We start from the raw sequence: 25,359 nt of genomic DNA, 5'->3' as shown, positions 1-25,359 counted from the left end.
ATCCGTGTCCACCACGACCCCCAACTCCGCCCGGACCCCCGAGACCGGCACCGCACGCGTGAAGCGCGGCATGGCCGAGCAGCTCAAGGGCGGCGTGATCATGGACGTCGTCACGCCGGAGCAGGCGAAGATCGCCGAGGACGCGGGCGCCGTCGCCGTCATGGCCCTGGAGCGGGTCCCGGCCGACATCCGCAAGGACGGCGGTGTGGCCCGCATGTCCGATCCGGACATGATCGAGGGGATCATCGACGCGGTGTCGATCCCCGTGATGGCCAAGTCCCGCATCGGCCACTTCGTCGAGGCCCAGGTCCTGCAGTCCCTCGGCGTCGACTACATCGACGAGTCCGAGGTCCTCACCCCGGCCGACGAGGTCAACCACTCCGACAAGTGGGCCTTCACCACCCCCTTCGTCTGCGGCGCCACCAACCTCGGCGAGGCCCTGCGCCGCATCGCCGAGGGCGCGGCCATGATCCGCTCCAAGGGCGAGGCCGGCACCGGCAACGTCGTCGAGGCCGTCCGCCACCTGCGCCAGATCAAGAACGACATCGCCCGCCTGCGGGGCCTGGACAACCACGAGCTGTACGCCGCCGCCAAGGAGCTGCGCGCCCCGTACGAGCTGGTCAAGGAGGTCGCCGAGCTCGGCAAGCTCCCCGTGGTGCTCTTCTCCGCGGGCGGTGTGGCCACCCCGGCCGACGCCGCGCTGATGCGCCAGCTCGGCGCCGAGGGCGTCTTCGTCGGCTCCGGCATCTTCAAGTCCGGCGACCCGGCCAAGCGCGCCGCCGCCATCGTGAAGGCCACCACCTTCTACGACGACCCGAAGATCATCGCCGACGCCTCCCGCAACCTCGGCGAGGCCATGGTCGGCATCAACTGCGACACCCTGCCCGAGACCGAGCGCTACGCCAACCGCGGCTGGTAATCACCCATGTCCCACGAAGTCCCTGTCATCGGCGTCCTGGCCCTCCAGGGCGACGTACGGGAGCACCTCGTCGCCCTGGCCGCGGCCGACGCCGTGGCCAGGCCGGTGCGGCGCCCCGAAGAGCTCGCCGGGGTCGACGGCCTCGTCCTGCCCGGCGGCGAGTCCACCACCATCTCCAAACTGGCCGTCCTCTTCGGCGTGATGGAGCCCCTCCGCGCGCGCGTGCGTGACGGCATGCCCGTCTACGGCACCTGCGCCGGCATGATCATGCTCGCCGACAAGATCCTCGACCCGCGTGCGGGCCAGGAGACCGTCGGCGGCATCGACATGATCGTGCGGCGCAACGCCTTCGGCCGGCAGAACGAGTCCTTCGAGGCCGCGGTCGACGTCCGGGGCGTGGAGGGCGATCCCGTGGAGGGCGTCTTCATCCGCGCCCCGTGGGTCGAGTCCGTCGGCGCCGGGGCCGAGGTGCTCGCCGAGCACGAGGGCCACATCGTCGCCGTCCGCCAGGGAAACGCGCTCGCCACGTCCTTCCACCCGGAGCTGACCGGCGACCACCGCGTGCACTCCCTCTTCGTCGACATGGTGCGCGCCGGGCGCGCGGCGGAGTCCTTGTAGGATCTGCGGGGATGTCTCCCGGGCTCGACGCCGGGGGAGTTCGTGCAAAGACGGGTAACGCGAAGGAGACAGGCAGATGTCCGGCCACTCTAAATGGGCCACGACGAAGCACAAGAAGGCCGTCATCGATGCCAAGCGCGGCAAGCTCTTCGCGAAGCTGATCAAGAACATCGAGGTCGCGGCCCGCATGGGCGGTCCCGACCCCGACGGCAACCCGACGCTGTACGACGCCATCCAGAAGGCGAAGAAGAGCTCGGTCCCGAACAAGAACATCGACTCCGCGGTCAAGCGCGGCGCGGGCCTGGAGGCCGGCGGCGCCGACTACGAGACGATCATGTACGAGGGCTACGGGCCGAACGGCGTCGCGGTGCTCATCGAGTGCCTCACCGACAACCGCAACCGCGCCGCCTCCGAGGTCCGCGTCGCCATGACCCGCAACGGCGGTTCCATGGCCGACCCGGGCTCGGTGTCGTACCTGTTCAACCGCAAGGGCGTGGTGATCGTCCCCAAGGGCGACCTGTCCGAGGACGACGTCCTCGCCGCCGTCCTGGACGCGGGCGCCGAGGAGGTCAACGACCTCGGCGAGACCTTCGAGGTCATCAGCGAGCCGACCGACCTGGTCGCGGTCCGCACCGCCCTGCAGGACGCCGGCATCGACTACGAGTCCGCCGACGCCAACTTCGTCCCGACCATGCAGGTCGAGCTGGACGAGGAGGGCGCCAAGAAGATCTTCAAGCTGATCGACGCGCTGGAGGACAGCGACGACGTGCAGAACGTCTTCGCCAACTTCGACGTCAGCGACGAGATCATGGAGAAGGTCGACGCCTGAGCCGACGACCGCCGTGACGGGCCGACGGGACGCCCCCCGTCGGCCCGTCGCTTTGCGGGCGTTGTCGGTGGCACCCGATAGCCTGCAGGAACAGGCGATCGAAGGGAGGGGCGCGTGCGCGTACTGGGGGTGGACCCCGGGCTGACCCGCTGCGGGATCGGCGTCGTCGAGGGTGTCGCGGGCCGGCCGCTCACCATGCTCGGCGTCGGCGTCGTGCGCACGCCCGCGGACGCGGACCTCGGCCACCGCCTCGTCGCCGTCGAACAGGGCATCGAGGAGTGGCTCGACGAGTACCGGCCGGAGTTCGTCGCCGTGGAGCGCGTCTTCAGCCAGCACAACGTCCGCACGGTCATGGGCACCGCCCAGGCCAGTGCCGTCGCCCTGCTGTGCGCCTCCCGCCGCGGCATCCCCGTCGCCCTGCACACCCCCAGCGAGGTCAAGGCCGCCGTCACCGGCTCCGGGCGCGCCGACAAGGCCCAGGTCGGCGCCATGGTCACCCGTCTGCTGCGGCTTGCCGCGCCTCCGAAGCCCGCCGACGCCGCCGACGCCCTCGCGCTCGCCATCTGCCACATCTGGCGGGCCCCCGCCCAGAACAGGCTCCAGCAGGCCGTCGCCCGGCACACGGCCAAGGGGCCGGGGACCTCCCGGACCCCGCAGGCCTCCCGCGCGTCACGAGCCCCGGCAGGATCACAAGCCCCGCAAGCATCGAAAGGCCGTACGACATGATCGCCTTCGTCAGCGGCACGGTCGCCGCACTCGCCCCCGACGCCGCGGTGATCGAGGTCGGCGGCGTCGGCATGGCCCTGCAGTGCACGCCGAACACGCTCTCCGCCCTCCGGGTCGGCCGGTCCGCCAAGCTCGCCACCTCGCTCGTCGTGCGGGAGGACTCCCTCACCCTGTACGGCTTCGCCGACGACGACGAGCGCCAGGTGTTCGAGCTGCTCCAGACCGCCAGCGGCGTCGGCCCCCGCCTCGCCCAGGCCATGCTGGCCGTCCACACCCCGGACGCCCTGCGCCGCGCCGTCGCCACCGGTGACGAGAAGGCGCTCACCGCCGTGCCCGGCATCGGCAAGAAGGGCGCCCAGAAGCTGCTGCTGGAGCTGAAGGACCGCCTGGGCGAGCCCGTCGGCGCCCCCGCCGCCGGCACCCCGGTCGCCTCCGGCTGGCGCGACCAGCTGCACGCCGCCCTCATCGGCCTCGGGTACGCCACCCGCGAGGCCGACGAGGCCGTGGCCGCCGTGGCCCCGCAGGCCGAGGCCGCCGGGGGCACGCCCCAGGTGGGCCGGTTGCTGAAGGCGGCCCTGCAGACGCTCAACCGCGCCCGATAGCCGTACCGAGACCCCGAGGCATACGCAATGAACTGGGACGACACGACGGACACCGCCGCCGAGCGGCTGGTGGGCCCTGTCGCCGACCGCGAGGACCAGGCCGTCGAGGCCGCCCTGCGCCCCAAGGACCTGGACGAGTTCATCGGCCAGGAGAAGGTCCGCGAGCAGCTCGACCTCGTCCTGCGTGCCGCACGCGCGCGCGGCGCCACCGCCGACCACGTGCTGCTCTCCGGTGCCCCGGGCCTCGGCAAGACCACCCTGTCCATGATCATCGCGGCCGAGATGGGCGCCCCCATCCGCATCACCTCCGGCCCCGCCATCCAGCACGCCGGCGACCTCGCCGCGATCCTGTCCTCCCTCCAGGAGGGCGAGGTCCTCTTCCTCGACGAGATCCACCGCATGTCCCGGCCCGCCGAGGAGATGCTGTACATGGCGATGGAGGACTTCCGCGTCGACGTCATCGTCGGCAAGGGGCCGGGAGCCACCGCCATCCCCCTCGAACTGCCGCCGTTCACCCTGGTCGGCGCCACCACCCGCGCGGGCCTGCTGCCGCCCCCGCTGCGCGACCGCTTCGGCTTCACCGCCCACATGGAGTTCTACGAGCCCGCCGAGCTGGAGCGGGTGGTCCATCGCTCCGCGAGCCTGCTCGACGTCGAGATCGACCCGGACGGCGCCGCCGAGATCGCCGGCCGCTCCCGCGGCACCCCCCGCATCGCCAACCGCCTGCTGCGCCGCGTCCGCGACTACGCCCAGGTCAAGGCCGACGGCGTGATCACCAAGGAGGTCGCGGCTGCGGCCCTCGCGGTCTACGAGGTCGACGCGCGCGGTCTCGACCGCCTGGACCGCGCCGTGCTCCAGGCGCTGCTCAAACTGTTCGGCGGCGGCCCGGTCGGCCTGTCGACCCTCGCCGTCGCGGTGGGGGAGGAGCGGGAGACCGTCGAGGAAGTGGCCGAACCCTTCCTCGTCCGGGAGGGCCTGCTGGCCCGCACCCCCCGCGGCCGGATCGCCACCCCGGCCGCATGGGCGCATCTCGGCCTCACCCCGCCCGGTCCGCAGACGGGGGGAGCCGGGGGAACCGGACAACAGGACCTGTTCGGGGCGTGAGGGCCGGGCCGGACGTCACGAGGGCGCCGCGGGCGCGCCGCGACGGCGAGTGCTTCGGCCACGACAGGAACTCCGGTGTCACGTCGAGCGTTGTTCCCTGCGCGCGGACTCGCTTAGACTCCGCCGATGCCGCCTCTGTCGGCAGCACGCACACCCCCAACCATCAGGCCGCCCACCATCGCGGTCGTGTGAAGGAAGTACCGACCCGTGAGTCTCGTGACCCTCCTCCCGTTCATCGTGCTCATCGGGGCCATGTTCCTGATGACCCGGTCGGCCAAGAAGAAGCAGCAGCAGGCCATCGAGATGCGGAACCAGATGCAGCCCGGTTCCGGCGTCCGCACCATCGGGGGCATGTACGCCACGGTCAAGGAGGTCAACGAGGACACCGTCCTCCTCGACGCCGGCCCCGGCGTCGAGCTGCTCTTCGCCAAGAACTCGATCGGCGCCGTCCTGTCGGACGACGAGTACAACCGCATCGTCCACGGCATCGAGCACGACCTGAAGACCGATGCCGACATCGTCCCGGACGACGCCTCCTCCCTCACCGAGCCCGACGCCTCCGACGACAAGCCCGTCGACCTCGGCAAGAAGGACGCGGACGACGAGTCCGTTGAGGCGAAGACGGACGAAGAGCCGAAGAAGACCGACGGCGACACCGAGACGAAGTAGCGGTGCCCCGGGGCGCGCGGACGACGACCGCGCGCCCGCGGGCATGCGCGGCTTCCACGGGATCCCGACACCATGCCATGGCCGCCCGCACACCGACCCGGCGTGCGGCGGCCCGAGAGGGAGTACGAGAAGGTGCCAGCACCTAGAAAGGGCCGGAGCGCGAGCGCCCAGAGCAAGCCGGGACGCTCGCTGGCCCTGATCCTGATCGCCATCGTGGCGCTCACCGGCGGTATGTTCGCCTCCGGGCACACCACTCCGCGTCTCGGCATCGACCTGGCCGGCGGTACGAGCATCACGCTCCGGGCGGTCCCCGAGGCCGGCCAGGAGTCCGCGATCAACAAGACCAACATGGACACAGCGGTCTCCATCATGGAGCGCCGTGTCAACGGTCTTGGCGTCTCGGAGGCCGAGGTCCAGACGCAGGGCGAAGACAACATCATCGTCAACATTCCCAAGGGCACCAACTCCGAACAGGCCCGGGAACAGGTCGGCACCACCGCCAAGCTCTACTTCCGCCCGGTCCTCGCCACCGAGCTCTCCGGCCCCGCCCCGACGGCCAGCCCTTCGCCGAGCGCCTCCGAGAGCGCCGGGGACAAGGCGACGGACACGTCGGACACGTCGAGCAAGGAGACGGCGACCTCGTCGCCGTCCGCCTCGGCCAGCCCCTCGGCGAGCTCCACCACCCAGGGCCGCGCGGTCACCGACGCCCTGAAGGCCGACCCGACCCCGTCCGGCAGCGGCTCCGCGAGCGCCACCTCGTCCCCGTCCGGCAGCGCTTCCCCGTCCCCGTCCGGCAGCGCCTCCGGTGACGCGGACGGCAAGCTCCAGGCCGCGTACGCCGCCCTGGACTGCACCGACCCCAAGGCCCGCGCCGGGGCCGGCGACGGCTCCAAGCCGACCGACGCCATCGTGGCCTGCGGCAACTCGCAGGGCCAGTGGCAGAAGTACCTCCTCGGTCCCGCCGAGGTCGACGGCACGGACGTCGACGAGGCCCAGGCCGTCTTCAACACGCAGACCGCCGCCGGCTGGACCGTGACGATGCAGTTCACGGGCGAGGGCACCAAGAAGTTCGCGAGCATCACCGGCAAGCTGGCGCAGAACCAGTCCCCGCAGAACCAGTTCGCCATCGTCCTGGACAACGACGTCGTCTCCAGCCCCTACGTCAACGAGGCGCTGACCGGCGGCAACGCCGAGATCTCGGGCAGCTTCACCCAGGAGGAGGCCCAGAGCCTGGCCAACATGCTCTCCTACGGCGCCCTGCCGCTGACCTTCAAGGAGGACAGCGTCACCACCGTCACCGCCGCCCTCGGCGGGGACCAGCTGCGGGCCGGCCTGATCGCGGGCGCCATCGGCCTCGCCCTCGTCGTGCTCTACCTGCTGGTCTACTACCGCGGCCTGTCCTTCATCGCCGTCGCCTCGCTGCTGGTCTCCGCGGCCCTCACCTACGTGATCATGTCGCTGCTCGGCCCGGCCATCGGCTTCGCGCTGAACCTCCCGGCAGTCTGCGGGGCCATCGTCGCCATCGGCATCACCGCGGACTCGTTCATCGTGTACTTCGAACGCGTCCGCGACGAGATCCGCGAGGGCCGCTCGCTGCGCCCCGCCGTCGAGCGGGCCTGGCCGCGTGCCCGGCGCACCATCCTGGTCTCCGACTTCGTGTCGTTCCTCGCCGCCGCGGTCCTCTTCATCGTCACCGTCGGCAAGGTGCAGGGCTTCGCGTTCACGCTCGGCCTGACCACCCTCCTCGACGTCGTGGTGGTGTTCCTCTTCACCAAGCCGCTGCTGACGCTGATGGCCCGCCGGACGTTCTTCGCGAGCGGCCACAAGTGGTCCGGTCTCGACCCGAAGAGCCTCGGCGCCAAGCCGCCGCTGCGCCGCACCCGCCGTCCCGTCCGCCCGGCCGCCGGCCCCGTCGACCCGAAGGAGGCGTGAGAGATGTCGAAGCTCGGCAACCTCGGCGCCCGGCTCCACCGTGGCGAGATCGGCTACGACTTCGTCAAGAACCGCAAGATCTGGTACGGCATCTCGATCCTGATCACCATCACGGCCATCGTCGGCCTGGCGGTGCGCGGCCTGAACATGGGCATCGAGTTCCAGGGCGGTGCCGTCTTCACCACTCCGAAGAACACCGGTGTCTCCGTGGCGCAGGCGGAGGAGCACGCGGAGGAGGCGTCCGGCCACGACGCCATCGTCCAAAAGCTCGGCGACGGCAGCCTGCGCATCCAGGTCGCGGGCATCGACACCGACAAGTCGGACCAGATCAAGAAAGACCTCGCCGAGGACCTGAAGGTCGACGCGGAGCAGATCAACGCCGACCTGGTCGGCCCCAGCTGGGGCGATCAGATCGCCAACAAGGCCTGGCAGGGCCTCGCGATCTTCCTGATCCTCGTGGTGATCTACCTGGCGATCGCGTTCGAGTGGCGCATGGCGCTCGCCGCGTTCGTCGCGCTGATCCACGACATCACCATCACCGTCGGCATCTACGCCCTCGTCGGCTTCGAGGTCACGCCGGGCACGGTGATCGGTCTGCTGACCATCCTCGGTTACTCGCTCTACGACACGGTCGTCGTCTTCGACAGCCTCAAGGAACAGACGAAGGACATCGGCAAGCAGACCCGCTGGACCTACAGCGACGTCGCCAACCGCTCGATCAACAGCACCCTGGTCCGGTCCGTGAACACCACGGTGGTCGCGCTGCTGCCGGTCGCGGGCCTGCTGTTCATCGGTGGCGGTGTCCTCGGCGCCGGCATGCTCAACGACATCTCGCTGTCACTGTTCGTGGGCCTCGCGGCCGGTGCGTACTCCTCCATCTTCATCGCCACGCCGCTCGTCGCCGACCTCAAGGAGCGCGAGCCGCAGATGAAGGCCCTCAAGAAGCGCGTCCTGGCCAAGCGGGCCCAGGCCGCGGCCAAGGGCGAGCCCACCGAGGCCGACTTCGACGGGGAGGCCTTCGACGAGGAGGACGGGGACGCCGAGGACGCGGCCCCCGCCGTCGTCGGTCCCCGCAGCCGGGGCCGCGGCCGCACCTCGGGGAAGCGCCGATGACCGACTTCACCGACACCGGGGCACTCCTGCTCAGCCGCATCCGCGACGTGGCCGACTACCCGGAGCCGGGTGTGATGTTCAAGGACATCACCCCGCTCCTGGCCGATCCGGCGGCGTTCACCGCGCTCATCGACGCGCTGGCGGCGATCGCCGAGCGGCACGGCGCCACCAAGATCGTCGGCCTGGAGGCGCGCGGCTTCATCCTCGGCGCCCCGGTCGCGGTCCGCGCGGGCCTCGGCTTCATCCCCGTACGCAAGGCCGGCAAGCTCCCCGGCGCCACGCTCCGGCAGGCGTACGACCTGGAGTACGGCTCCGCCGAGATCGAGGTGCACGCCGAGGACCTGGCCGCCGGGGACCGCGTCCTCGTGGTCGACGACGTCCTCGCCACCGGCGGCACCGCCGAGGCGTCCCTCCGGCTGATCCGCAGGGCGGGCGCCGAGGTCGCGGGCGTCGCGGTCCTGATGGAGCTGGGCTTCCTCGGCGGGCGGGCCCGCCTGGAGCCGGCGCTGGACGGCGCCCCGCTGGAGGCACTGCTCACGGTCTGACCGCGCCCACCGCACGCACGAGGCGGGCCCCGGAGGAATCCGGCGCCCGCCTCGTGCGTTTGTCCCGTGAGGGATCCTCACACCGGACGGCAGGCGATCCCGGGGCGCGGGATCGCTACCATGGGTTGTCCGGAGCCTGACCGGGGACCCGGACCGCGCACGAGGAGTCCTCTTGCCAGACGAGGCCCAGCATCTGACCGCCGCCAAACCCGAGCCCGCCTCGGCGCCCGCGGCGAAACCCGCGCCGAGCGAGCCGCAGGCGAAGAACGACACCCGCGGGCCGATCCGGCACGCCCAGGCGGCACCCGTCGACAAGCCCGCCGGGCAGTCCCGCCCGAAGCCCGCGCCCCCCGAGCGCCCGCAGAACGCGCCCGTCGTCCGCACCCCCGCGGGCCCGCCCGCCCGTTCCGGTTCCTCCAACCGCGTCCGCGCGCGCCTCGCCCGCCTCGGCGTCCAGCGCGCCAACCCCTACAACCCGGTGCTGGAGCCGTTGCTGCGGATAGTCCGCAGCAACGACCCCAAGATCGAGACGTCGACGCTCCGCCAGATCGAGCGCGCCTACCAGGTCGCCGAGCGCTGGCACCGCGGCCAGAAGCGCAAGAGCGGCGATCCGTACATCACGCACCCCCTCGCCGTCACCACCATCCTCGCCGAGCTCGGCATGGACCCGGCCACGCTGATGGCCGGCCTGCTGCACGACACGGTCGAGGACACCGAGTACGGCCTCGAAGACCTGCGCCGCGACTTCGGCGACGTCGTCGCCCTGCTCGTCGACGGCGTCACCAAGCTGGACAAGGTCAAGTTCGGCGAGGCCGCCCAGGCCGAGACCGTGCGCAAGATGGTCGTCGCCATGGCCAAGGACCCCCGCGTCCTGGTCATCAAGCTCGCCGACCGCCTGCACAACATGCGCACCATGCGCTACCTCAAGCGCGAGAAGCAGGAGAAGAAGGCGCGCGAGACCCTGGAGATCTACGCGCCGCTCGCCCACCGCCTGGGCATGAACACCATCAAGTGGGAGCTGGAGGACCTCGCCTTCGCGATCCTCTACCCCAAGATGTACGACGAGATCGTCCGTCTGGTCGCCGAGCGCGCCCCCAAGCGCGACGAGTACCTGGCCATCGTCACCGACGAGGTGCAGCAGGACCTGCGGGCGGCCCGCATCAAGGCGACCGTCACCGGCCGCCCGAAGCACTACTACAGCGTCTACCAGAAGATGATCGTCCGCGGCCGGGACTTCGCGGAGATCTACGACCTGGTGGGCATCCGCGTCCTCGTGGACACCGTCCGCGACTGCTACGCGGCCCTCGGCACGGTGCACGCGCGATGGAACCCGGTCCCCGGCCGGTTCAAGGACTACATCGCGATGCCCAAGTTCAACATGTACCAGTCGCTGCACACGACGGTCATCGGCCCCGGCGGCAAGCCGGTCGAACTGCAGATCCGCACGTTCGACATGCACCGCCGCGCCGAGTACGGCATCGCCGCGCACTGGAAGTACAAGCAGGAGGCCGTCGCCGGCGCCTCCAAGATCCGCACCGACGCGCCGAAGACACCCGCCGGCAAGGCCGGCAGGGACTCGGCCGCCATCAACGACATGGCGTGGCTGCGGCAGCTGCTGGACTGGCAGAAGGAGACGGAGGACCCCGGCGAGTTCCTGGAGTCGCTGCGCTTCGACCTCTCCCGCAACGAGGTCTTCGTCTTCACCCCCAAGGGTGACGTCATCGCGCTCCCGGCCGGGGCGACCCCCGTCGACTTCGCCTACGCCGTCCACACCGAGGTCGGCCACCGCACCATAGGAGCGCGGGTCAACGGCCGCCTCGTACCGCTGGAGTCCACGCTGGACAACGGCGACCTGGTGGAGGTCTTCACCTCCAAGGCGCCCGGTGCGGGCCCCTCCCGGGACTGGCTCGGCTTCGTGAAGTCGCCGCGTGCCCGCAACAAGATCCGGGCGTGGTTCTCCAAGGAGCGCCGCGACGAGGCGATCGAGCAGGGCAAGGACGCCATCGTCCGCGCGATGCGCAAGCAGAACCTGCCGATCCAGCGCATCCTCACCGGCGACTCCCTGGTGACGCTCGCGCACGAGATGCGCTACGCGGACATCTCCGCGCTGTACGCGGCGATCGGCGAGGGCCACGTCTCCGCACAGAACATCGTGCAGAAGCTGGTCCAGGCGCTCGGCGGCGAGGAGGCCGCCACCGAGGAGATCGACGAGGCGGTCCCGCCGTCCCGCGGCCGCGGCCGCAAACGCCGCGCCAGCTCCGACCCGGGCGTCGTCGTCAAGGGCGTCGAGGACGTGTGGGTCAAGCTCGCCCGCTGCTGCACGCCCGTGCCCGGCGACCCGATCATCGGCTTCGTCACGCGCGGCAGCGGCGTATCGGTCCACCGCAGCGACTGCGTGAACGTCGAGTCGCTCTCCCGGGAGCCGGAGCGCATCCTCGACGTCGCGTGGGCGCCCACCCAGTCGTCGGTCTTCCTGGTCGCCATCCAGGTCGAGGCCCTGGACCGCTCCCGGCTGCTGTCGGACGTCACGCGCGTGCTGTCCGACCAGCACGTCAACATCCTCTCCGCGGCCGTCCAGACCTCCCGCGACCGCGTCGCCACCTCCCGCTTCACCTTCGAGATGGGCGACCCGAAGCACCTCGGGCACGTCCTCAAGGCGGTCCGGGGCGTGGAGGGCGTCTACGACGTGTACCGGGTGACGTCGGCGCGCAGGCCGTCGTAGCGGCGGAGAACGGCACAGGGAAGGCCCCCGTACGCGCGGTACGGGGGCCTTCCCGCGTCGGCGGGGCGGGGCCGGATCAGCCGCCGAACTCCTGCAGACCCTTCAGCGCCTGGTCCAGCAGCGCCTGACGGCCCTCCAGCTCCTTCTGGAGCTTGTCGGCCCTGGCGTCGTTGCCCTGGGCGCGCGCCTGCTCGATCTGGCGCCGGAGCTTGTCCACGGCGGCCTGGAGCTGGCCGGTCAGACCCTCGGCACGCGCGCGTGCCTCCGGGTTGGTCCGGCGCCACTCGGCCTCCTCGGCCTCCTGGAGGGCCCGCTCCACCGCGTGCATCCGGCCCTCGACCTTCGGCCGGGCGTCGCGCGGCACGTGGCCGATCGCCTCCCAGCGCTCGTTGATCGAACGGAACGCGGCCCGCGCCGCCTTCAGGTCCGTGATCGGCAGGAGCTTCTCGGCCTCCTCGGCCAGCTCCTCCTTGAGCTTGAGGTTCTCCGCCTGCTCGGCGTCACGCTCGGCGAACACCGCGCTGCGGGCGGCGAAGAAGACGTCCTGGGCGCCGCGGAAGCGGTTCCACAGGTCCTCCTCGTGCTCGCGCTGGGCGCGGCCCGCGGCCTTCCACTCGGCCATCAGCTCGCGGTAGCGCGCGGCCGTCGGACCCCAGTCCGTCGAGTCCGACAGCGCCTCCGCCTCGGCCACCAGCCGCTCCTTGATCCGGCGGGCGTCCTCGCGCTGCGCGTCCAGCTGCGCGAAGTGCTGCTTGCGCCGCTTGGAGAACGCCGACCGGGCGTGCGAGAACCGGTGCCACAGCTCGTCGTCGGACTTGCGGTCCAGCCGCGGCAGACCCTTCCAGGTGTCCACCAGGGCCCGCAGCCGCTCGCCGGCCGCCCGCCACTGGTCGGACTGCGCGAGCTCCTCCGCCTCGGCGACCAGCGCCTCCTTGGCGTGACGGGCCTCGTCGGCCTGGCGCGCCCGTTGCGCCTTGCGCTGCTCGCGGCGCGCCTCCACCAGCTCCACGAGCTTGTCCAGCCGTGTCCGCAGCGCGTCCAGGTCGCCGACGGCGTGGTGCGCGTCCACCTGCTCCCGCAGGTGCCCGATGGCGGCCAGGGCGTCCTTCGCCGACAGGTCGGTGGTCCTCACCCGCTTCTCGAGGAGGCCGATCTCGACAACCAAGCCCTCGTACTTGCGCTCGAAGTAGGCCAGCGCCTCGTCGGGGGAGCCGGCCTGCCAGGAACCGACGACCTTCTCGCCGTCGGCCGTACGCACGTACACGGTCCCCGTCTCGTCGACGCGGCCCCACGGGTCGCTGCTCACAGCGCCTCCTCCACATGATGCCCGCTGGGGGCTGAGGCCCCGGGCATCGTCCACAGTTTCGTCACGGCCAACATAGGCGACCGGCGGGTGGCCTGTCCGCATCCTGCGCGACCGAAATTCCGCAGATGACGGTCAGGATCGGGTGACGGTCGCCTTGTCGATGACGACCGTCGCGTTGGGCGCCCCGTCGCCCGCACCGGTGCTCTCGCCCGCCTCGGCGATCTTCTTCAGCACCTTCATGCCCGCGTCCGAAACCGTACCGAACGGGGTGTAGCTGGGCGGCAGCGGACTGTCCTGGTACACGAGGAAGAACTGGCTGCCCCCGCTGTTCTTCTGCCCGGTGTTCGCCATCGCGACCGTGCCCGCCGGATAGACGTTGTCCTTCAGGCTCTCGTCCTTCAGGTTCTCGTCCGGGATCGTGTAGCCCGGGCCGCCGGTGCCCTGCCCCGTCGGGTCCCCGCACTGCAGCACGTAGATGCCGTTCGTGGTCAGGCGGTGGCACTTGGTGTGGTCGAAGTAGCCCTTGCCGGCGAGGAAGTGGAACGAGTTGACCGTGCGCGGTGCCGCCGACGCCTTCAGGTCGATGTCCACCGTCCCGCAGGTCGTCTCGAGCTTCATCGTGTACTTCGCCGACTTGTCGATGGTCATGGCCGGCTCCTTCTTCCAGGTCGCCGTCTTGGCCTTGCCCTCGGCCGGCTTCTCGCACGGGTCCGGCGCCTTGCTGGTCACGCTCGGGGTGACCTCGGCGTTCGCGTTGGCCTTGTCGCCGCCGTCGTCCTCGAAGGCGCCGCTCGCGTACAGTCCGGCGCTGCCCACCAGGACCACACCGAGCACCGACGCGATCACCGCGTTGCGCATGCGGGCCTTGCGCCTGGCGGCGGTGCGCCGCTGCTGCTGCCGCAAGAACTTCTCCCGGGCGAGCTGACGCCGCCGCTGTTCCTGGCTGACCACCGGGTTCTCTCCTCATGCGTCTACGTGTGCCGACCGGTACGCGTGCGTGCCCGTGGCCGGGCGTCTGCGTGTAGCCCCGTACCGTATATGGGTTCGCTGAGGAATCGGCACCGCCGGTAGGCTCTGACCTGGGCGCAGCCCGCCCGCAAGCCCACCCGTACCCACACAACGAAGGACGAACGTGCTCATTGCCGGGTTCCCCGCCGGGGCCTGGGGGACGAACTGTTACCTCGTCGCCCCCGCCGCCGGTGAGGAGTGCGTGATCATCGACCCCGGCCACCAGGCCGCCCAGGGCGTCGAGGAGGCACTGAAGAAGCATCGGCTCAAGCCCGTCGCCGTCGTCCTCACCCACGGCCACATCGACCACGTGGCCTCGGTCGTCCCGGTGTGCGGCGCGCACGACGTGCCGGCCTGGATCCATCCCTCGGACCGCTACATGATGAGCGATCCCGAGAAGGCGCTCGGCCGTTCCATCGGGCAGCCGCTGATGGGCGAGCTGACCGTGGGGGAACCCGACGACGTCAAGGAGCTGGCCGACGGCGCGAGGCTGGAGCTGGCGGGGCTGGAGTTCTCCGTCGCGCACGCGCCGGGCCATACCAAGGGGTCGGTGACCTTCGGCCTGCCCGGAGCGGCGGACATCCCGCCGATCCTGTTCTCGGGCGACCTGCTGTTCGCCGGCTCCATCGGACGCACCGACCTGCCCGGCGGTGACATGGCCGAGATGCTCGACTCGCTGGCCCGCGTGTGCCTGCCGCTCGACGACTCGACCGTGGTGCTGTCCGGCCACGGCCCCCAGACGACCATCGGCCAGGAGCGCGCCGCCAACCCCTATCTGCGGCAGGTGGCCGCCGGCCCGGGAGCGGACGCGGAGAACGCTCCCCGACGAGGAATGTGACGAGAGACCTCCCGTGAGCACCTTCAAGGCCCCCAAGGGCACGTACGACCTGATCCCGCCGGACTCCGCCAAGTACCTGGCCGTCCGCGAGGCGATCGCCGCCCCGCTGCGGGGCTCCGGCTACGGCTACATCGAGACGCCCGGCTTCGAGAACGTCGAGCTGTTCGCGCGCGGTGTCGGCGAGTCCACCGACATCGTCACCAAGGAGATGTACGCCTTCGAGACCAAGGGCGGCGACCGGCTCGCCCTGCGCCCCGAGGGCACCGCCTCCGTGCTGCGCGCGACGCTGGAGGCCGGCCTGCACAAGGCGGGCAACCTCCCGGTCAAGCTCTGGTACTCGGGCTCGTACTACCGCTACGAGCGCCCCCAGAAGGGCCGTTACCGCCACTTCTCGCAGGTCGGCGCCGAGGCGATCGGGGCGGAGGACCCGGCGCTGGACGCCGAGCTGATCATCCTCGCCGACCAGGCGTACCGCTCGCTGGGCCTGCGCGACTTCCGGATCCTGCTCAACAGCCTGGGCGACAAGGAGTGCCGCCCGGTGTACCGGGAGGCGCTGCAGAACTTCCTGCGGGGACTCGACCTCGACGAGGAGACCCTGCGCCGCGCCGAGATCAACCCGCTGCGCGTCCTGGACGACAAGCGCCCGGAGGTCCAGAAGCAGCTCGTCGACGCCCCGCTGCTGCGCGACCACCTCTGCGACGCCTGCAAGGCGTACCACGAGGAGGTCCGCGAGCTGATCACCGCGGCGGGCGTGGCCTTCGAGGACGACCCGAAGCTGGTGCGCGGCCTGGACTACTACACGCGCACCACGTTCGAGTTCGTCCACGACGGGCTGGGCGCGCAGTCCGCGGTGGGCGGCGGCGGCCGTTACGACGGCCTGTCCGAGATGATCGGCGGCCCCGCGCTGCCGTCCGTCGGCTGGGCCCTCGGCGTGGACCGCACGGTCCTCGCCCTTCAGGCGGAGGGCGTCGAGCTCGAACTGCCCGCCACCACCAGCGTCTTCGCGGTCCCGCTCGGCGAGGAGGCCCGCCGGGTGCTGTTCGCGAAGGTCACCGAGTTGCGCAAGAACGGCATCGCCGCCGACTTCTCCTACGGCGGCAAGGGCCTGAAGGCCGCGATGAAGGCCGCCAACCGCTCGGGCGCCCGCTACGCCCTGGTGCTCGGCGAGCGCGACCTGGCCGAGGGCGTCGTCCAGCTCAAGGACATGGAGTCCGGGGAGCAGACGGCGGTCGGCGTGAACGAGATCGTGGCGGAGCTGGAGTCGCGGCTCGGCTGAGGACGCCGGCGAACGCGCCGGGTGCCGACGTCGGCACCCGGCGCGTTCGTTCATGCGTGCGCCCCTGGCACGGTTGTCGGCCGAAACCACCCGCCCGGGCCGCCCGCCCGTCCCTCCTTACGGGCAGTGAGGGGTGGACGCACACGCGCGTGCGGCACAATGGCCGTGCCCGAAGCACCTCCGACCCTCTAGTGACGGAATCGGCGTGATGAGCAAGACGACACTCAAGGACGTCTCCACCGGGCCCGAGCCCTCGCCGGAGCGCACCGCCGCCGCGCCGCGCGCCGAGGGCGGCAGCCGCGCCCTCGCCCTGCTGCTGGTGATCACGGGAGCGGCCGGACTGCTCGCCGCGTGGGTCATCACGCTCGACAAGTTCAAGCTGCTCGAGGCCAAGGTCGCCGGCGAGACCTTCACGCCCGGCTGCAGCCTCAACCCGGTCGTCTCCTGCGGCAGCGTCATGGAGAGCGAGCAGGCCGCCGTCTTCGGGTTCCCCAACCCGATGCTGGGCCTGGCCGCCTACGGCATCGTCGTCTGCGTCGGCATGAGCCTGCTCGCCCGCGCCCGCTTCCCGCGCTGGTACTGGCTCACCTTCAACGCGGGCACGCTCTTCGGCGTCGGCTTCTGCGCCTGGTTGATGTTCCAGTCGCTGTACCGGATCAACGCCCTGTGCCTGTGGTGCTGCCTGGCCTGGGTCGCCACCATCGTCATGTTCTGGTACGTGACGTCGTTCAACGTCCGCAAGGGCTTCCTGCCGGCGCCCGCCTGGCTCAGGGGCTTCTTCGGCGAGTTCACCTGGGTCCTGCCCGTGCTGCACATCGGCATCATCGGCATGCTGATCCTGACCCGCTGGTGGGACTTCTGGACCAGCTGACGGCCCCCGGGGCTGTCGGTGCGGTGATTTAGGGTTTCAGCGTGGAGCCCGACCTGTTCACCGCCGCAGCAGAAGAACGCCAGGAGAAGGAGCCGTCGAGCAGTCCGCTGGCGGTCCGGATGCGCCCGCGCACCCTCGACGAGGTGGTGGGCCAGCAGCACCTGCTCAAACCCGGCTCGCCCCTGCGCCGCCTGGTCGGCGAGGGCGCCTCGGGCAGCCCCGCCGGCCCCTCCTCGGTGATCCTCTGGGGCCCGCCCGGCACCGGCAAGACGACCCTGGCGTACGTCGTCTCCAAGGCCACCAACAAGCGCTTCGTCGAGCTCTCGGCGATCACCGCGGGCGTCAAGGAGGTCCGCGCGGTCATCGACGGCGCCCGCCGGGCCTCCGGCGGGTACGGCAAGGAGACCGTCCTCTTCCTCGACGAGATCCACCGCTTCAGCAAGGCCCAGCAGGACTCCCTGCTCCCGGCCGTCGAGAACCGCTGGGTGACGCTGATCGCCGCCACCACCGAGAACCCGTACTTCTCGGTGATCTCCCCCCTCCTGTCCCGCTCCCTCCTGCTCACCCTCGAACCCCTCACCGACGACGACGTCCGGGGCCTGCTGCGGCGCGCGCTGGCCGACGAGCGCGGGCTGAACGGCGCCGTCGCCCTGCCCGGGGACACCGAGGACCACCTGCTGCGCATCGCCGGCGGCGACGCCCGCCGCGCCCTGACCGCCCTGGAGGCCGCCGCCGGGGCCGCCCTCGACAAGGGCGAGACGGAGATCGGCCTGACCACGCTGGAGGAGACGGTCGACCGGGCGGCGGTGAAGTACGACCGCGACGGCGACCAGCACTACGACGTCGCCAGCGCCCTGATCAAGTCCATCCGCGGCTCCGACGTCGACGCCGCCCTGCACTACCTGGCCCGGATGATCGAGGCCGGCGAGGACCCCCGCTTCATCGCCCGCCGCCTGATGATCTCCGCCAGCGAGGACATCGGCCTCGCCGATCCCCATGCCCTGCCGATCGCGGTCGCGGCCGCCCAGGCCGTCGCCATGATCGGATTCCCCGAGGCCGCCCTCACCCTCAGCCACGCCACCATCGCCCTCGCGCTCGCCCCCAAGTCCAACGCCGCGACCACCGCGATCGGCGCCGCCCTGGACGACGTGCGCAAGGGACTGGCCGGTCCCGTGCCGCCGCACCTGCGCGACGGCCACTACAAGGGCGCCGGGAAACTCGGGCACGGGCAGGGGTACGTCTACCCGCACGACCTGCCCGAGGGCATCGCCGCCCAGCAGTACGCCCCGGACGCCCTCAAGGACCGCGAGTACTACACGCCGACCCGGCACGGCGCCGAGGCGCGGTACGCGGACGCCGTCGAATGGACCAGGAAACACCTCGGTCGCAGGCGCTCGTGACCACCCTGTAGACTGCTGCGAAGTGCTGCGTCCCGTGTCCGGCCCTCACCCGAGGCGACCGGCACCACCAGAGCGGGACATCCAGCCGGAGGACCGGTCCGCCGGAACTCCAGGAGCGTCGCGCACCGGCGAACGGTGTCGCGGGCAGCCCACCACCACCCGGAACTCCGGGAACGGTCGGTGGGCCACTCGCGTGCTGCACGTATGTGCCCAGACCAGGGGATCGGCTGCCTTGCGGGTTCCAGCGGACCTGCGGGGTTTCCCCGGCTGCGGATGCGACCTCCCCTAACCCTGGTGAAGCCGTATTCGCACAAGAACATGAGGTGTTTGGTTCATGGCGAACCAGTCCCGCCCCAAGGTCAAGAAGTCGCGTGCCCTCGGCATCGCGCTGACCCCGAAGGCCGTCAAGTACTTCGAGGCCCGCCCCTACCCGCCGGGTGAGCACGGCCGCGGCCGCAAGCAGAACTCGGACTACAAGGTCCGACTGCTGGAGAAGCAGCGCCTGCGCGCCCAGTACGACATCTCCGAGCGCCAGCTGGTCCGCGCCTACGAGCGCGCGTCCAAGGTCCAGGGCAAGACCGGCGAGGCCCTGATCGTGGAGCTGGAGAAGCGCCTCGACGCGCTGGTCCTGCGTTCGGGCATCGCCCGTACGATCTACCAGGCCCGCCAGATGGTCGTCCACGGCCACATCCAGGTCAACGGCAAGAAGGTCGACAAGCCGTCCTTCATCGTCCGCCCCGACGACGTGGTGCAGGTCCGCGACCGCTCCAAGGAGAAGACCCTCTTCACGATCGCTCGTGAGGGCGGCTTCGCCCCCGAGGGCGAGACCCCGCGCTACCTCCAGGTGAACCTCAAGGCCCTGGCGTTCCGCCTGGACCGCGAGCCGAACCGCAAGGAGATCCCGGTCATCTGCGACGAGCAGCTCGTCGTCGAGTACTACGCCCGCTGACCCCAGCCGGACGCAGTACCACCCCAGCGGTACCTCAGCCCGCCGCCTCCCCGCCCTTCCGGGTGGGCGAGGCGGCGGGCTTCGCCGTACGCGCGGTCGCGGCCGGGCGTTCCACGGGCTCGCGCGGCGCCGGCAGTCCGTCCCGGGAGCCCGGCCGCCGCAGCGCGAGGGCGACCGCCTCCTCACGGCCCAGCCGGGACCCCTCGCGCACGCACTCCTCGTACCGCTCGTCGCCCAGCCGTTTCCGGGCGGTCTCCTCGCACAGCTCGTGCGGCGCGTTGTAGTGCGCCGAGCCGAACAGCCGCAGCCCCACCGACGGCCACATCCGCTCCGCGGCACCCTGCAGCACCGCCGCCTCCACCGCGTCGCCCTCCGTCACCGTGACCAGGGCCAGCAGCTCCACCGACAGCACCGAGGCGAGCAGATCACGGAAGCCGTGGGAGCTGTCCAGGCACTCGGTCAGCAGCTTCCGCGCCCGCACCAGGTCGCCGTCGCTCCAGGCCGCGTACGCCAGCACGTACTGCGCGTAGGAGCGGGTCCACCGCTCGCCGTGGTCCTCGCACACCCGGTACACGTCCTCGCACAGCCGCACCGCCTCCGCCAGGTCGCCCCGGAAGGCCCGCACCATGGCCAGCTCCACCCGGCCCATCAGCACGTTGCTGTTGAGCTCGCCGATCTCGCGGTAGCGCTCCAGCGCCGAGCGCAGCAGCGCCTCCGCGCGGGCCATGTCGTCCGAGACCAGCGCCACACAGCCGGTGCGGTGCTCCGCGTACGCCAGCGCCGCCGGGTTCGCCGCCCGCTCCGCCCCCCGGCGGCACTCCTGGAGCGCCGCCAGCGCGGGCGCCGTGTCGCCCTGCAGGACCGCCACGTACCCGAGCACCCACAGCGCCTTGAGCCGGGACGGCTCGTGGGCCGGGCGCCCCGCCCCCGGCCGCGTCGCCTGCTCCAGCCAGTGCCGCCCCTCCGACAGCCGCCCGCAGCCGACCCAGTGGAACCACAGGGAACCCGCCAGGTACTGGCCCAGATGCGTCTCCTCCGGCCCGGCCAGGCAGTGCTCCAGGGCGCCGCGCAGATTCGGCAGCTCCGCCTCGACCCGCGCGGCGACCTCCCGCTGGCGCGGCGAGAACCACTCCAGCTCGCACCAGGTCGCCAGGCCCAGATACCAGTCCCGGTGCCGCCGCCGCACCCGCGCGGCGTCCCCCGTCGCCTCCAGCCAGCCGGCACCGTACGCCCGCACCGTGTCCAGCATCCGGTAGCGCAGCCCCGCCGGCGTCTCCTCGCGGCTCACCACGGACTGCCCGAGCAGGGCCGACAGGACGTCGAGCACCTCGCCGGCGGGCAGGCCGCTGCCGCCGCACACGTATTCGGCGGCCTCCAGATCGAAGCTCCCCGCGAACACCGACAGCCGCGCCCACAGCAGCCGCTCCTCCGGCGTGCACAGTTCGTGGCTCCAGCCGATCGCCGTACGCAGCGTCCGGTGCCGGGGGAGGGCTGACCGGCCGCCGCCGGTCAGCAGGCGGAACCGGTCGTCCAGCCGCCGCAGCAGCTGCCCCGGCGACAGCGCCCCCAGACGCCCCGCGGCCAGTTCGATCGCCAGCGGGATCCCGTCCAGACGCCGGCACAGTTCCCGCACCTCCTCCTCGGCCCCGGGCGCCACTCCCTGCTGAGCCGCGCGCACCCGGAACAGCTCCGCCGCCTCGTCCAGGCCCAGGGGAGCCAGCGGGAACAGCCGCTCCCCGGCCACCGACAGCGGTCTGCGCCCCACCGCCAGCACCCGCAGGCCGGGCGCCCGCCCCAGCAGGTCCACCACCAGCGCGGCACACGCGTCCACCAGGTGCTCGACCCCGTCCAGGACCAGCAGCAGCTCCCGGTCGGCGAGATGCGCGAGCAGCGTCTCGCGGGGCAGCCGGGTGGTGTGGTCGGTGAGCCCCAGCGCCTCCACGACCGCGTAGCCGACGAACTCCGGATCGCGCACCGGAGTCAGGTCCACCCTCCCCCAGGTTCTCGGCCGCGTCCGGGCGGAGGGAGCCTTCGCCACCCCGTCCCGGCGCGCCCACCGGGCGGCGGCACGCGCCGCCAGGCGCGACTTGCCGACCCCGCCCGCACCGGTCACCGTCACCAGCCGCCCGGCGTCGAGCACCCGGGCCAGCCCGGCCAGTTCCGCCGCGCGTCCCACGAACGCGTCGAACTCCAGCGGCGGATTCCCGTCCGACGGCATGCCTGCGAGCCGATGATTCCGCATGGAACACGGAGCGTACTGAACCATAATCACTCCGTACAATCGCCGCACGGAACCTCCGGCCGCTGCCGGTAATCCGGTACGGAGCCCCATTCCCGGCGCGATAGGCTCGTGTACACGACTTTTTTCGCTGTTCTCGATGTTCAGGCACGTTTCAGGGAGCGGGTGCACGCAGTGTCCGGTGGAGAGGTGGCCGGGATCCTGGTGGCCGTCTTCTGGGCGATCCTGGTCTCGTTCCTCGCCGTCGCACTGGCGAGGCTGGCCCAGACGCTCAAGGCGACCACCAAGCTCATGGCGGACGTGACCGACCAGGCCGTCCCGTTGCTGGCCGACGCCTCCGCGGCGGTGCGCTCCGCGCAGACCCAGATCGACCGGGTCGACGCGATCGCCTCCGACGTCCAGGAGGTCACGTCGAACGCCTCCGCGCTGTCGACCACCGTCGCCTCCACCTTCGGCGGCCCCCTGGTCAAGGTCGCGGCCTTCGGGTACGGCGTGCGGCGGGCCATCGCCGGCCGCAAGGAGGACGCGCCCGCCGGGGCGCCGAGGCGCACCGTGATCGTGGGCCGCACCGTCCCGGCCTCGCGGCGGGCGAAGCGCACCGCACGGGACTCACGCGGAAAGAGGGACTGACCCAGCGATGTTCCGCCGTACGTTCTGGTTCACCACCGGCGTCGCCGCCGGCGTGTGGGCCACCACCAAGGTCAACCGGAAGCTGAGGCAACTGACCCCCGAGAGCCTCGCCGCGACCGCGGCGAACAAGGCGATCGAGGCGGGCGGCCGGCTGAAGGACCGCGCGGTGGGCTTCGCCGTCGACGTCCGCGACAACATGGCCCGGCGCGAGGCCGAACTGGGCGACGCGCTCGGGCTGAACGCGCCCGTCGACCGCGAACTGCCCCCGCCGCGGCGCCCGGCCGCCATCGAGAACCGCAACGGCCCGGCGTACGCGAAGAACCCGCACCACCCCACCGATCACTACAAGACCAACCCGTACAACCGGAATGAGGACCACTGATGGAGTCGGCTGAGATCCGCCGTCGCTGGCTGAGCTTCTTCGAGGAGCGCGGGCACACCGTCGTCCCTTCGGCGTCGCTCATCGCGGACGACCCGACTCTGCTCCTCGTCCCGGCCGGCATGGTGCCCTTCAAGCCCTACTTCCTGGGCGAGGTGAAGCCGCCGTTCCCGCGCGCCACCAGCGTGCAGAAGTGCGTGCGCACGCCCGACATCGAAGAGGTCGGCAAGACCACGCGGCACGGCACGTTCTTCCAGATGTGCGGCAACTTCTCCTTCGGCGACTACTTCAAGGAAGACGCCATCAAGCTCGCCTGGGAGCTGCTCACGAGCCCCCGGGACAAGGGCGGTTACGGCCTCGACCCCGAGCGCCTGTGGATCACCGTCTACAAGGACGACGACGAGGCCGAGCAGATCTGGCGCGACGTCGTCGGCGTCCCCGCCGAGCGCATCCAGCGCCTGGGCATGAAGGACAACTTCTGGTCCATGGGCGTGCCCGGCCCGTGCGGCCCCTGCTCCGAGATCAACTACGACCGCGGCCCCGAGTTCGGCGCCGAGGGCGGCCCCGCCGTCAACGACGAGCGGTACGTGGAGATCTGGAACCTCGTCTTCATGCAGTACGAGCGGGGCGAGGGCATCGGCAAGGACAACTTCGAGATCCTCGGGGACCTGCCGAGCAAGAACATCGACACGGGCCTCGGCCTGGAGCGGCTCGCCATGATTCTGCAGGGTGTGCAGAACATGTACGAGATCGACACCTCCATGGCCGTCATCAGGAAGGCCACCGAGCTGACCGGCGTCGAGTACGGCGCCGCCGACGCCTCGGACGTGTCCCTGCGCGTGGTCACCGACCACATGCGCACCGCCACCATGCTCATCGGTGACGGCGTCACCCCGGGCAACGAGGGCCGCGGCTACGTCCTGCGCCGCATCATGCGCCGCGCCATCCGCAACATGCGCCTCCTGGGCGCCACCGGTCCGGTCGTCAAGGACCTGATCGACGTCGTGATCGGCATGATGGGGCAGCAGTACCCCGAGCTGATCACCGACCGCGAGCGCATCGAGAAGGTCGCCCTCGCCGAGGAGAACGCCTTCCTCAAGACGCTGAAGGCCGGCACCAACATCCTCGACACCGCCGTGTCCGAGACCAAGGCCGCCGGCGGCACGGTCCTCTCCGGCGACAAGGCCTTCCTGCTCCACGACACCTGGGGCTTCCCGATCGACCTCACCCTGGAGATGGCCGCCGAGCAGGGCCTGTCCGTGGACGAGGACGGCTTCCGCCGCCTGATGAAGGAGCAGCGGGAGCGCGCCAAGGCCGACGCCCAGGCCAAGAAGACCGGCCACGCCGACCTCGGCGCCTACCGCGAGATCGCCGACCGGGCCGGTGAGACCGACTTCATCGGCTACACCGACACCGAGGGCGAGTCCACGGTCGTCGGCATCCTGGTCGACGGCGCCTCTTCGCCGGCCGCCACCGAGGGCGACGAGGTCGAGGTCGTCCTCGACCGCACCCCGTTCTACGCCGAGGGCGGCGGCCAGATCGGCGACACCGGCCGCATCAGGACCGACACCGGTGCCGTCATCGAGGTCCGCGACTGCCAGAAGCCGGTCCCGGGCGTGTACGTCCACAAGGGCGTCGTCCAGGTCGGCGAGGTGACCGTCGGCGCCAAGGCCCACGCCTCGATCGACGTCCGCCGCCGCAAGGCCATCGCCCGCGCCCACTCGGCCACCCACCTCACCCACCAGGCCCTGCGTGACGCCCTCGGCCCGACGGCGGCCCAGGCCGGTTCCGAGAACCAGCCCGGCCGCTTCCGCTTCGACTTCGGATCGCCGTCCGCCGTGCCGCAGACGGTGATGCTCGACGTCGAGCAGAAGATCAACGAGGTGCTCGCCCGCGACCTCGACGTGCGCGCCGACATCATGAGCATCGACGAGGCCAAGAAGCAGGGCGCCATCGCCGAGTTCGGCGAGAAGTACGGCGAGCGCGTCCGTGTCGTGACCATCGGCGACTTCTCCAAGGAGCTGTGCGGCGGCACGCACGTGCACAACACCGCCCAGCTCGGCCTGGTGAAGCTGCTCGGCGAGTCCTCCATCGGCTCGGGCGTGCGGCGTATCGAGGCCCTGGTCGGCGTGGACGCCTACACCTTCCTCGCCCGCGAGCACACGGTCGTCAACCAGCTCACCGAGCTGCTCAAGGGCCGCCCGGAGGAGTTGCCGGAGAAGGTCTCCGCCATGCTCGGCAAGTTGAAGGACGCCGAGAAGGAGATCGAGAAGTTCCGCGCCGAGAAGGTGCTCCAGGCCGCCGCCGGCCTCGCCGAGTCCGCCAAGGACGTCAGGGGCGTCGCCCTGGTCACCGGCCGGGTTCCGGACGGCACCACCGCCGACGACCTGCGCAAGCTGGTCCTCGACGTGCGCGGCCGGATCCAGGGCGGCAGGGCCGCCGTCGTGGCCCTGTTCACCGCCGTCAACGGCAAGCCGCTGACGGTCATCGCCACCAACGAGGCCGCCCGCGAGCGCGGTCTCAAGGCCGGTGACCTGGTCCGCGCCGCCGCCAAGACCCTCGGTGGCGGCGGTGGCGGCAAGCCGGACGTCGCCCAGGGCGGTGGCCAGAACCCGGCCGCCATCGGCGAGGCCGTCGACGCCGTCGAGCGGCTCGTCGCCGAGACGGCGAAGTAGGGCGGGGAC

22 protein-coding genes are annotated in these 25,359 nt (G+C 71.4%); 19 read left to right on the top strand and 3 right to left on the bottom strand.

Annotated elements, in window-relative coordinates:
- The first annotated feature begins 4 nt into the window (after positions 1 to 4).
- The 11 genes from pdxS (at position 5) to relA (ending at position 11,779) form a co-directional block, all read left to right on the top strand.
- The gene (gene pdxS, locus ACSU6Z_RS04435; protein WP_437043059.1) at positions 5 to 919 is read left to right on the top strand and encodes a pyridoxal 5'-phosphate synthase lyase subunit PdxS; all 915 of its coding nucleotides are present in this window, start codon (positions 5 to 7) and stop codon (positions 917 to 919) included.
- Positions 920 to 925: 6 nt separating this feature from the next.
- Positions 926 to 1,537 (top strand): pyridoxal 5'-phosphate synthase glutaminase subunit PdxT, encoded by a 612-nt coding sequence (gene pdxT / locus ACSU6Z_RS04430; protein ID WP_437043057.1) that lies wholly within the window; start codon positions 926 to 928, stop codon positions 1,535 to 1,537.
- A 76-nt stretch (positions 1,538 to 1,613) separates the two neighbouring features.
- The gene (locus ACSU6Z_RS04425; RefSeq protein ID WP_437043056.1) at positions 1,614 to 2,366 is read left to right on the top strand and encodes a YebC/PmpR family DNA-binding transcriptional regulator; all 753 of its coding nucleotides are present in this window, start codon (positions 1,614 to 1,616) and stop codon (positions 2,364 to 2,366) included.
- A 114-nt stretch (positions 2,367 to 2,480) separates the two neighbouring features.
- A complete protein-coding gene (ruvC, locus tag ACSU6Z_RS04420) occupies positions 2,481 to 3,092 on the top strand; it encodes a crossover junction endodeoxyribonuclease RuvC (RefSeq protein WP_437043054.1) in 612 nt (203 codons plus the stop codon).
- On the top strand, positions 3,089 to 3,694 hold the full coding sequence (gene ruvA / locus ACSU6Z_RS04415) for a Holliday junction branch migration protein RuvA (protein ID WP_437043052.1): 606 nt from the start codon (positions 3,089 to 3,091) through the stop codon (positions 3,692 to 3,694). The genes ruvC and ruvA overlap by 4 nt, the downstream gene beginning before the upstream one ends.
- Positions 3,695 to 3,721: 27 nt before the next feature.
- Positions 3,722 to 4,798: a Holliday junction branch migration DNA helicase RuvB gene (ruvB, locus tag ACSU6Z_RS04410; RefSeq protein WP_437043050.1), complete on the top strand. Its 1,077-nt coding sequence runs from the start codon at positions 3,722 to 3,724 to the stop codon at positions 4,796 to 4,798.
- 207 nt (positions 4,799 to 5,005) lie between these two features.
- Positions 5,006 to 5,467: a preprotein translocase subunit YajC gene (gene yajC / locus ACSU6Z_RS04405; protein ID WP_437043048.1), complete on the top strand. Its 462-nt coding sequence runs from the start codon at positions 5,006 to 5,008 to the stop codon at positions 5,465 to 5,467.
- 132 nt (positions 5,468 to 5,599) lie between these two features.
- Positions 5,600 to 7,399, top strand: a complete 1,800-nt coding sequence (gene secD / locus ACSU6Z_RS04400; RefSeq protein WP_437043046.1) for a protein translocase subunit SecD — start codon at positions 5,600 to 5,602, stop codon at positions 7,397 to 7,399.
- A 3-nt stretch (positions 7,400 to 7,402) separates the two neighbouring features.
- Positions 7,403 to 8,512, top strand: a complete 1,110-nt coding sequence (gene secF, locus ACSU6Z_RS04395; RefSeq protein ID WP_437043043.1) for a protein translocase subunit SecF — start codon at positions 7,403 to 7,405, stop codon at positions 8,510 to 8,512.
- Entirely contained in the window at positions 8,509 to 9,057 is a 549-nt protein-coding gene (locus tag ACSU6Z_RS04390; protein WP_437043042.1) for an adenine phosphoribosyltransferase, read from the top strand. The genes secF and ACSU6Z_RS04390 overlap by 4 nt, the downstream gene beginning before the upstream one ends.
- Before the next feature lie 172 nt (positions 9,058 to 9,229).
- On the top strand, positions 9,230 to 11,779 hold the full coding sequence (relA, locus tag ACSU6Z_RS04385) for a GTP pyrophosphokinase (protein WP_437043040.1): 2,550 nt from the start codon (positions 9,230 to 9,232) through the stop codon (positions 11,777 to 11,779).
- A 76-nt stretch (positions 11,780 to 11,855) separates the two neighbouring features.
- Here the strand turns inward: relA and ACSU6Z_RS04380 are convergent, their stop codons facing one another.
- Entirely contained in the window at positions 11,856 to 13,085 is a 1,230-nt protein-coding gene (locus tag ACSU6Z_RS04380; RefSeq protein ID WP_437043038.1) for a DUF349 domain-containing protein, read from the bottom strand.
- 132 nt (positions 13,086 to 13,217) lie between these two features.
- Positions 13,218 to 14,036: a peptidylprolyl isomerase gene (locus tag ACSU6Z_RS04375; RefSeq protein ID WP_437043036.1), complete on the bottom strand. Its 819-nt coding sequence runs from the start codon at positions 14,034 to 14,036 to the stop codon at positions 13,218 to 13,220.
- A gap of 181 nt (positions 14,037 to 14,217) precedes the next feature.
- Here ACSU6Z_RS04375 and ACSU6Z_RS04370 point away from each other — a divergent pair, with 181 nt between their 5' ends.
- The 5 genes from ACSU6Z_RS04370 to rpsD all read left to right on the top strand — a co-directional run bounded on the left by ACSU6Z_RS04370 (position 14,218) and on the right by rpsD (position 19,427).
- Positions 14,218 to 14,931: an MBL fold metallo-hydrolase gene (locus tag ACSU6Z_RS04370; protein WP_437043034.1), complete on the top strand. Its 714-nt coding sequence runs from the start codon at positions 14,218 to 14,220 to the stop codon at positions 14,929 to 14,931.
- 13 nt (positions 14,932 to 14,944) lie between these two features.
- Positions 14,945 to 16,207 carry a histidine--tRNA ligase gene (gene hisS / locus ACSU6Z_RS04365; RefSeq protein ID WP_437043032.1) on the top strand — a complete coding sequence of 421 codons (1,263 nt, stop codon included), beginning with the start codon at positions 14,945 to 14,947 and terminating at the stop codon, positions 16,205 to 16,207.
- A 208-nt stretch (positions 16,208 to 16,415) separates the two neighbouring features.
- A complete protein-coding gene (locus ACSU6Z_RS04360) occupies positions 16,416 to 17,078 on the top strand; it encodes a vitamin K epoxide reductase family protein (protein ID WP_437043030.1) in 663 nt (220 codons plus the stop codon).
- Positions 17,079 to 17,119: 41 nt separating this feature from the next.
- The gene (locus tag ACSU6Z_RS04355) at positions 17,120 to 18,478 is read left to right on the top strand and encodes a replication-associated recombination protein A (RefSeq protein ID WP_437043028.1); all 1,359 of its coding nucleotides are present in this window, start codon (positions 17,120 to 17,122) and stop codon (positions 18,476 to 18,478) included.
- 334 nt (positions 18,479 to 18,812) lie between these two features.
- Entirely contained in the window at positions 18,813 to 19,427 is a 615-nt protein-coding gene (gene rpsD, locus ACSU6Z_RS04350) for a 30S ribosomal protein S4 (RefSeq protein ID WP_437043027.1), read from the top strand.
- A 34-nt stretch (positions 19,428 to 19,461) separates the two neighbouring features.
- On the opposite strand, the gene ACSU6Z_RS04345 is transcribed toward rpsD, so the two are convergent.
- Positions 19,462 to 21,669, bottom strand: coding sequence for an ATP-binding protein (locus ACSU6Z_RS04345; protein ID WP_437043025.1), 2,208 nt, complete (start codon positions 21,667 to 21,669; stop codon positions 19,462 to 19,464).
- A 162-nt stretch (positions 21,670 to 21,831) separates the two neighbouring features.
- Here ACSU6Z_RS04345 and ACSU6Z_RS04340 point away from each other — a divergent pair, with 162 nt between their 5' ends.
- From ACSU6Z_RS04340 to alaS, 3 genes are read left to right on the top strand one after another with little or no spacing between them, the layout of a single operon-like run.
- Positions 21,832 to 22,296 carry a DUF948 domain-containing protein gene (locus tag ACSU6Z_RS04340; protein ID WP_437043023.1) on the top strand — a complete coding sequence of 155 codons (465 nt, stop codon included), beginning with the start codon at positions 21,832 to 21,834 and terminating at the stop codon, positions 22,294 to 22,296.
- A 7-nt stretch (positions 22,297 to 22,303) separates the two neighbouring features.
- Entirely contained in the window at positions 22,304 to 22,678 is a 375-nt protein-coding gene (locus ACSU6Z_RS04335) for a hypothetical protein (RefSeq protein ID WP_437043021.1), read from the top strand.
- Positions 22,678 to 25,350 carry an alanine--tRNA ligase gene (alaS, locus tag ACSU6Z_RS04330; protein ID WP_437043019.1) on the top strand — a complete coding sequence of 891 codons (2,673 nt, stop codon included), beginning with the start codon at positions 22,678 to 22,680 and terminating at the stop codon, positions 25,348 to 25,350. The genes ACSU6Z_RS04335 and alaS overlap by 1 nt, the downstream gene beginning before the upstream one ends.
- Positions 25,351 to 25,359: the final 9 nt, after the last annotated feature.

The sequence above is a fragment of the Streptomyces sp. enrichment culture genome (genome assembly GCF_964273145.1).
In the GTDB taxonomy this organism is placed as follows: Bacteria; Actinomycetota; Actinomycetes; order Streptomycetales; family Streptomycetaceae; genus Streptomyces.
This window is presented reverse-complemented; position numbering and strand designations above follow the sequence as displayed.

Excerpts from the sequence above, each read along its gene's own strand:
- ACSU6Z_RS04425 (WP_437043056.1), top strand. The coding sequence starts at position 1,614 with ATGTCCGGCCACTCTAAATGGGCCACGACGAAGCACAAGAAGGCCGTC.
- pdxT (WP_437043057.1), top strand. The coding sequence starts at position 926 with ATGTCCCACGAAGTCCCTGTCATCGGCGTCCTGGCCCTCCAGGGCGAC.
- secF (WP_437043043.1), top strand. The coding sequence starts at position 7,403 with ATGTCGAAGCTCGGCAACCTCGGCGCCCGGCTCCACCGTGGCGAGATC.
- ruvB (WP_437043050.1), top strand. The coding sequence starts at position 3,722 with ATGAACTGGGACGACACGACGGACACCGCCGCCGAGCGGCTGGTGGGC.
- ACSU6Z_RS04345 (WP_437043025.1), bottom strand. The coding sequence starts at position 21,669 with ATGCGGAATCATCGGCTCGCAGGCATGCCGTCGGACGGGAATCCGCCG.
- ACSU6Z_RS04390 (WP_437043042.1), top strand. The coding sequence starts at position 8,509 with ATGACCGACTTCACCGACACCGGGGCACTCCTGCTCAGCCGCATCCGC.
- ACSU6Z_RS04335 (WP_437043021.1), top strand. The coding sequence starts at position 22,304 with ATGTTCCGCCGTACGTTCTGGTTCACCACCGGCGTCGCCGCCGGCGTG.
- ruvA (WP_437043052.1), top strand. The coding sequence starts at position 3,089 with ATGATCGCCTTCGTCAGCGGCACGGTCGCCGCACTCGCCCCCGACGCC.
- ACSU6Z_RS04360 (WP_437043030.1), top strand. The coding sequence starts at position 16,416 with ATGAGCAAGACGACACTCAAGGACGTCTCCACCGGGCCCGAGCCCTCG.
- rpsD (WP_437043027.1), top strand. The coding sequence starts at position 18,813 with ATGGCGAACCAGTCCCGCCCCAAGGTCAAGAAGTCGCGTGCCCTCGGC.
- alaS (WP_437043019.1), top strand. The coding sequence starts at position 22,678 with ATGGAGTCGGCTGAGATCCGCCGTCGCTGGCTGAGCTTCTTCGAGGAG.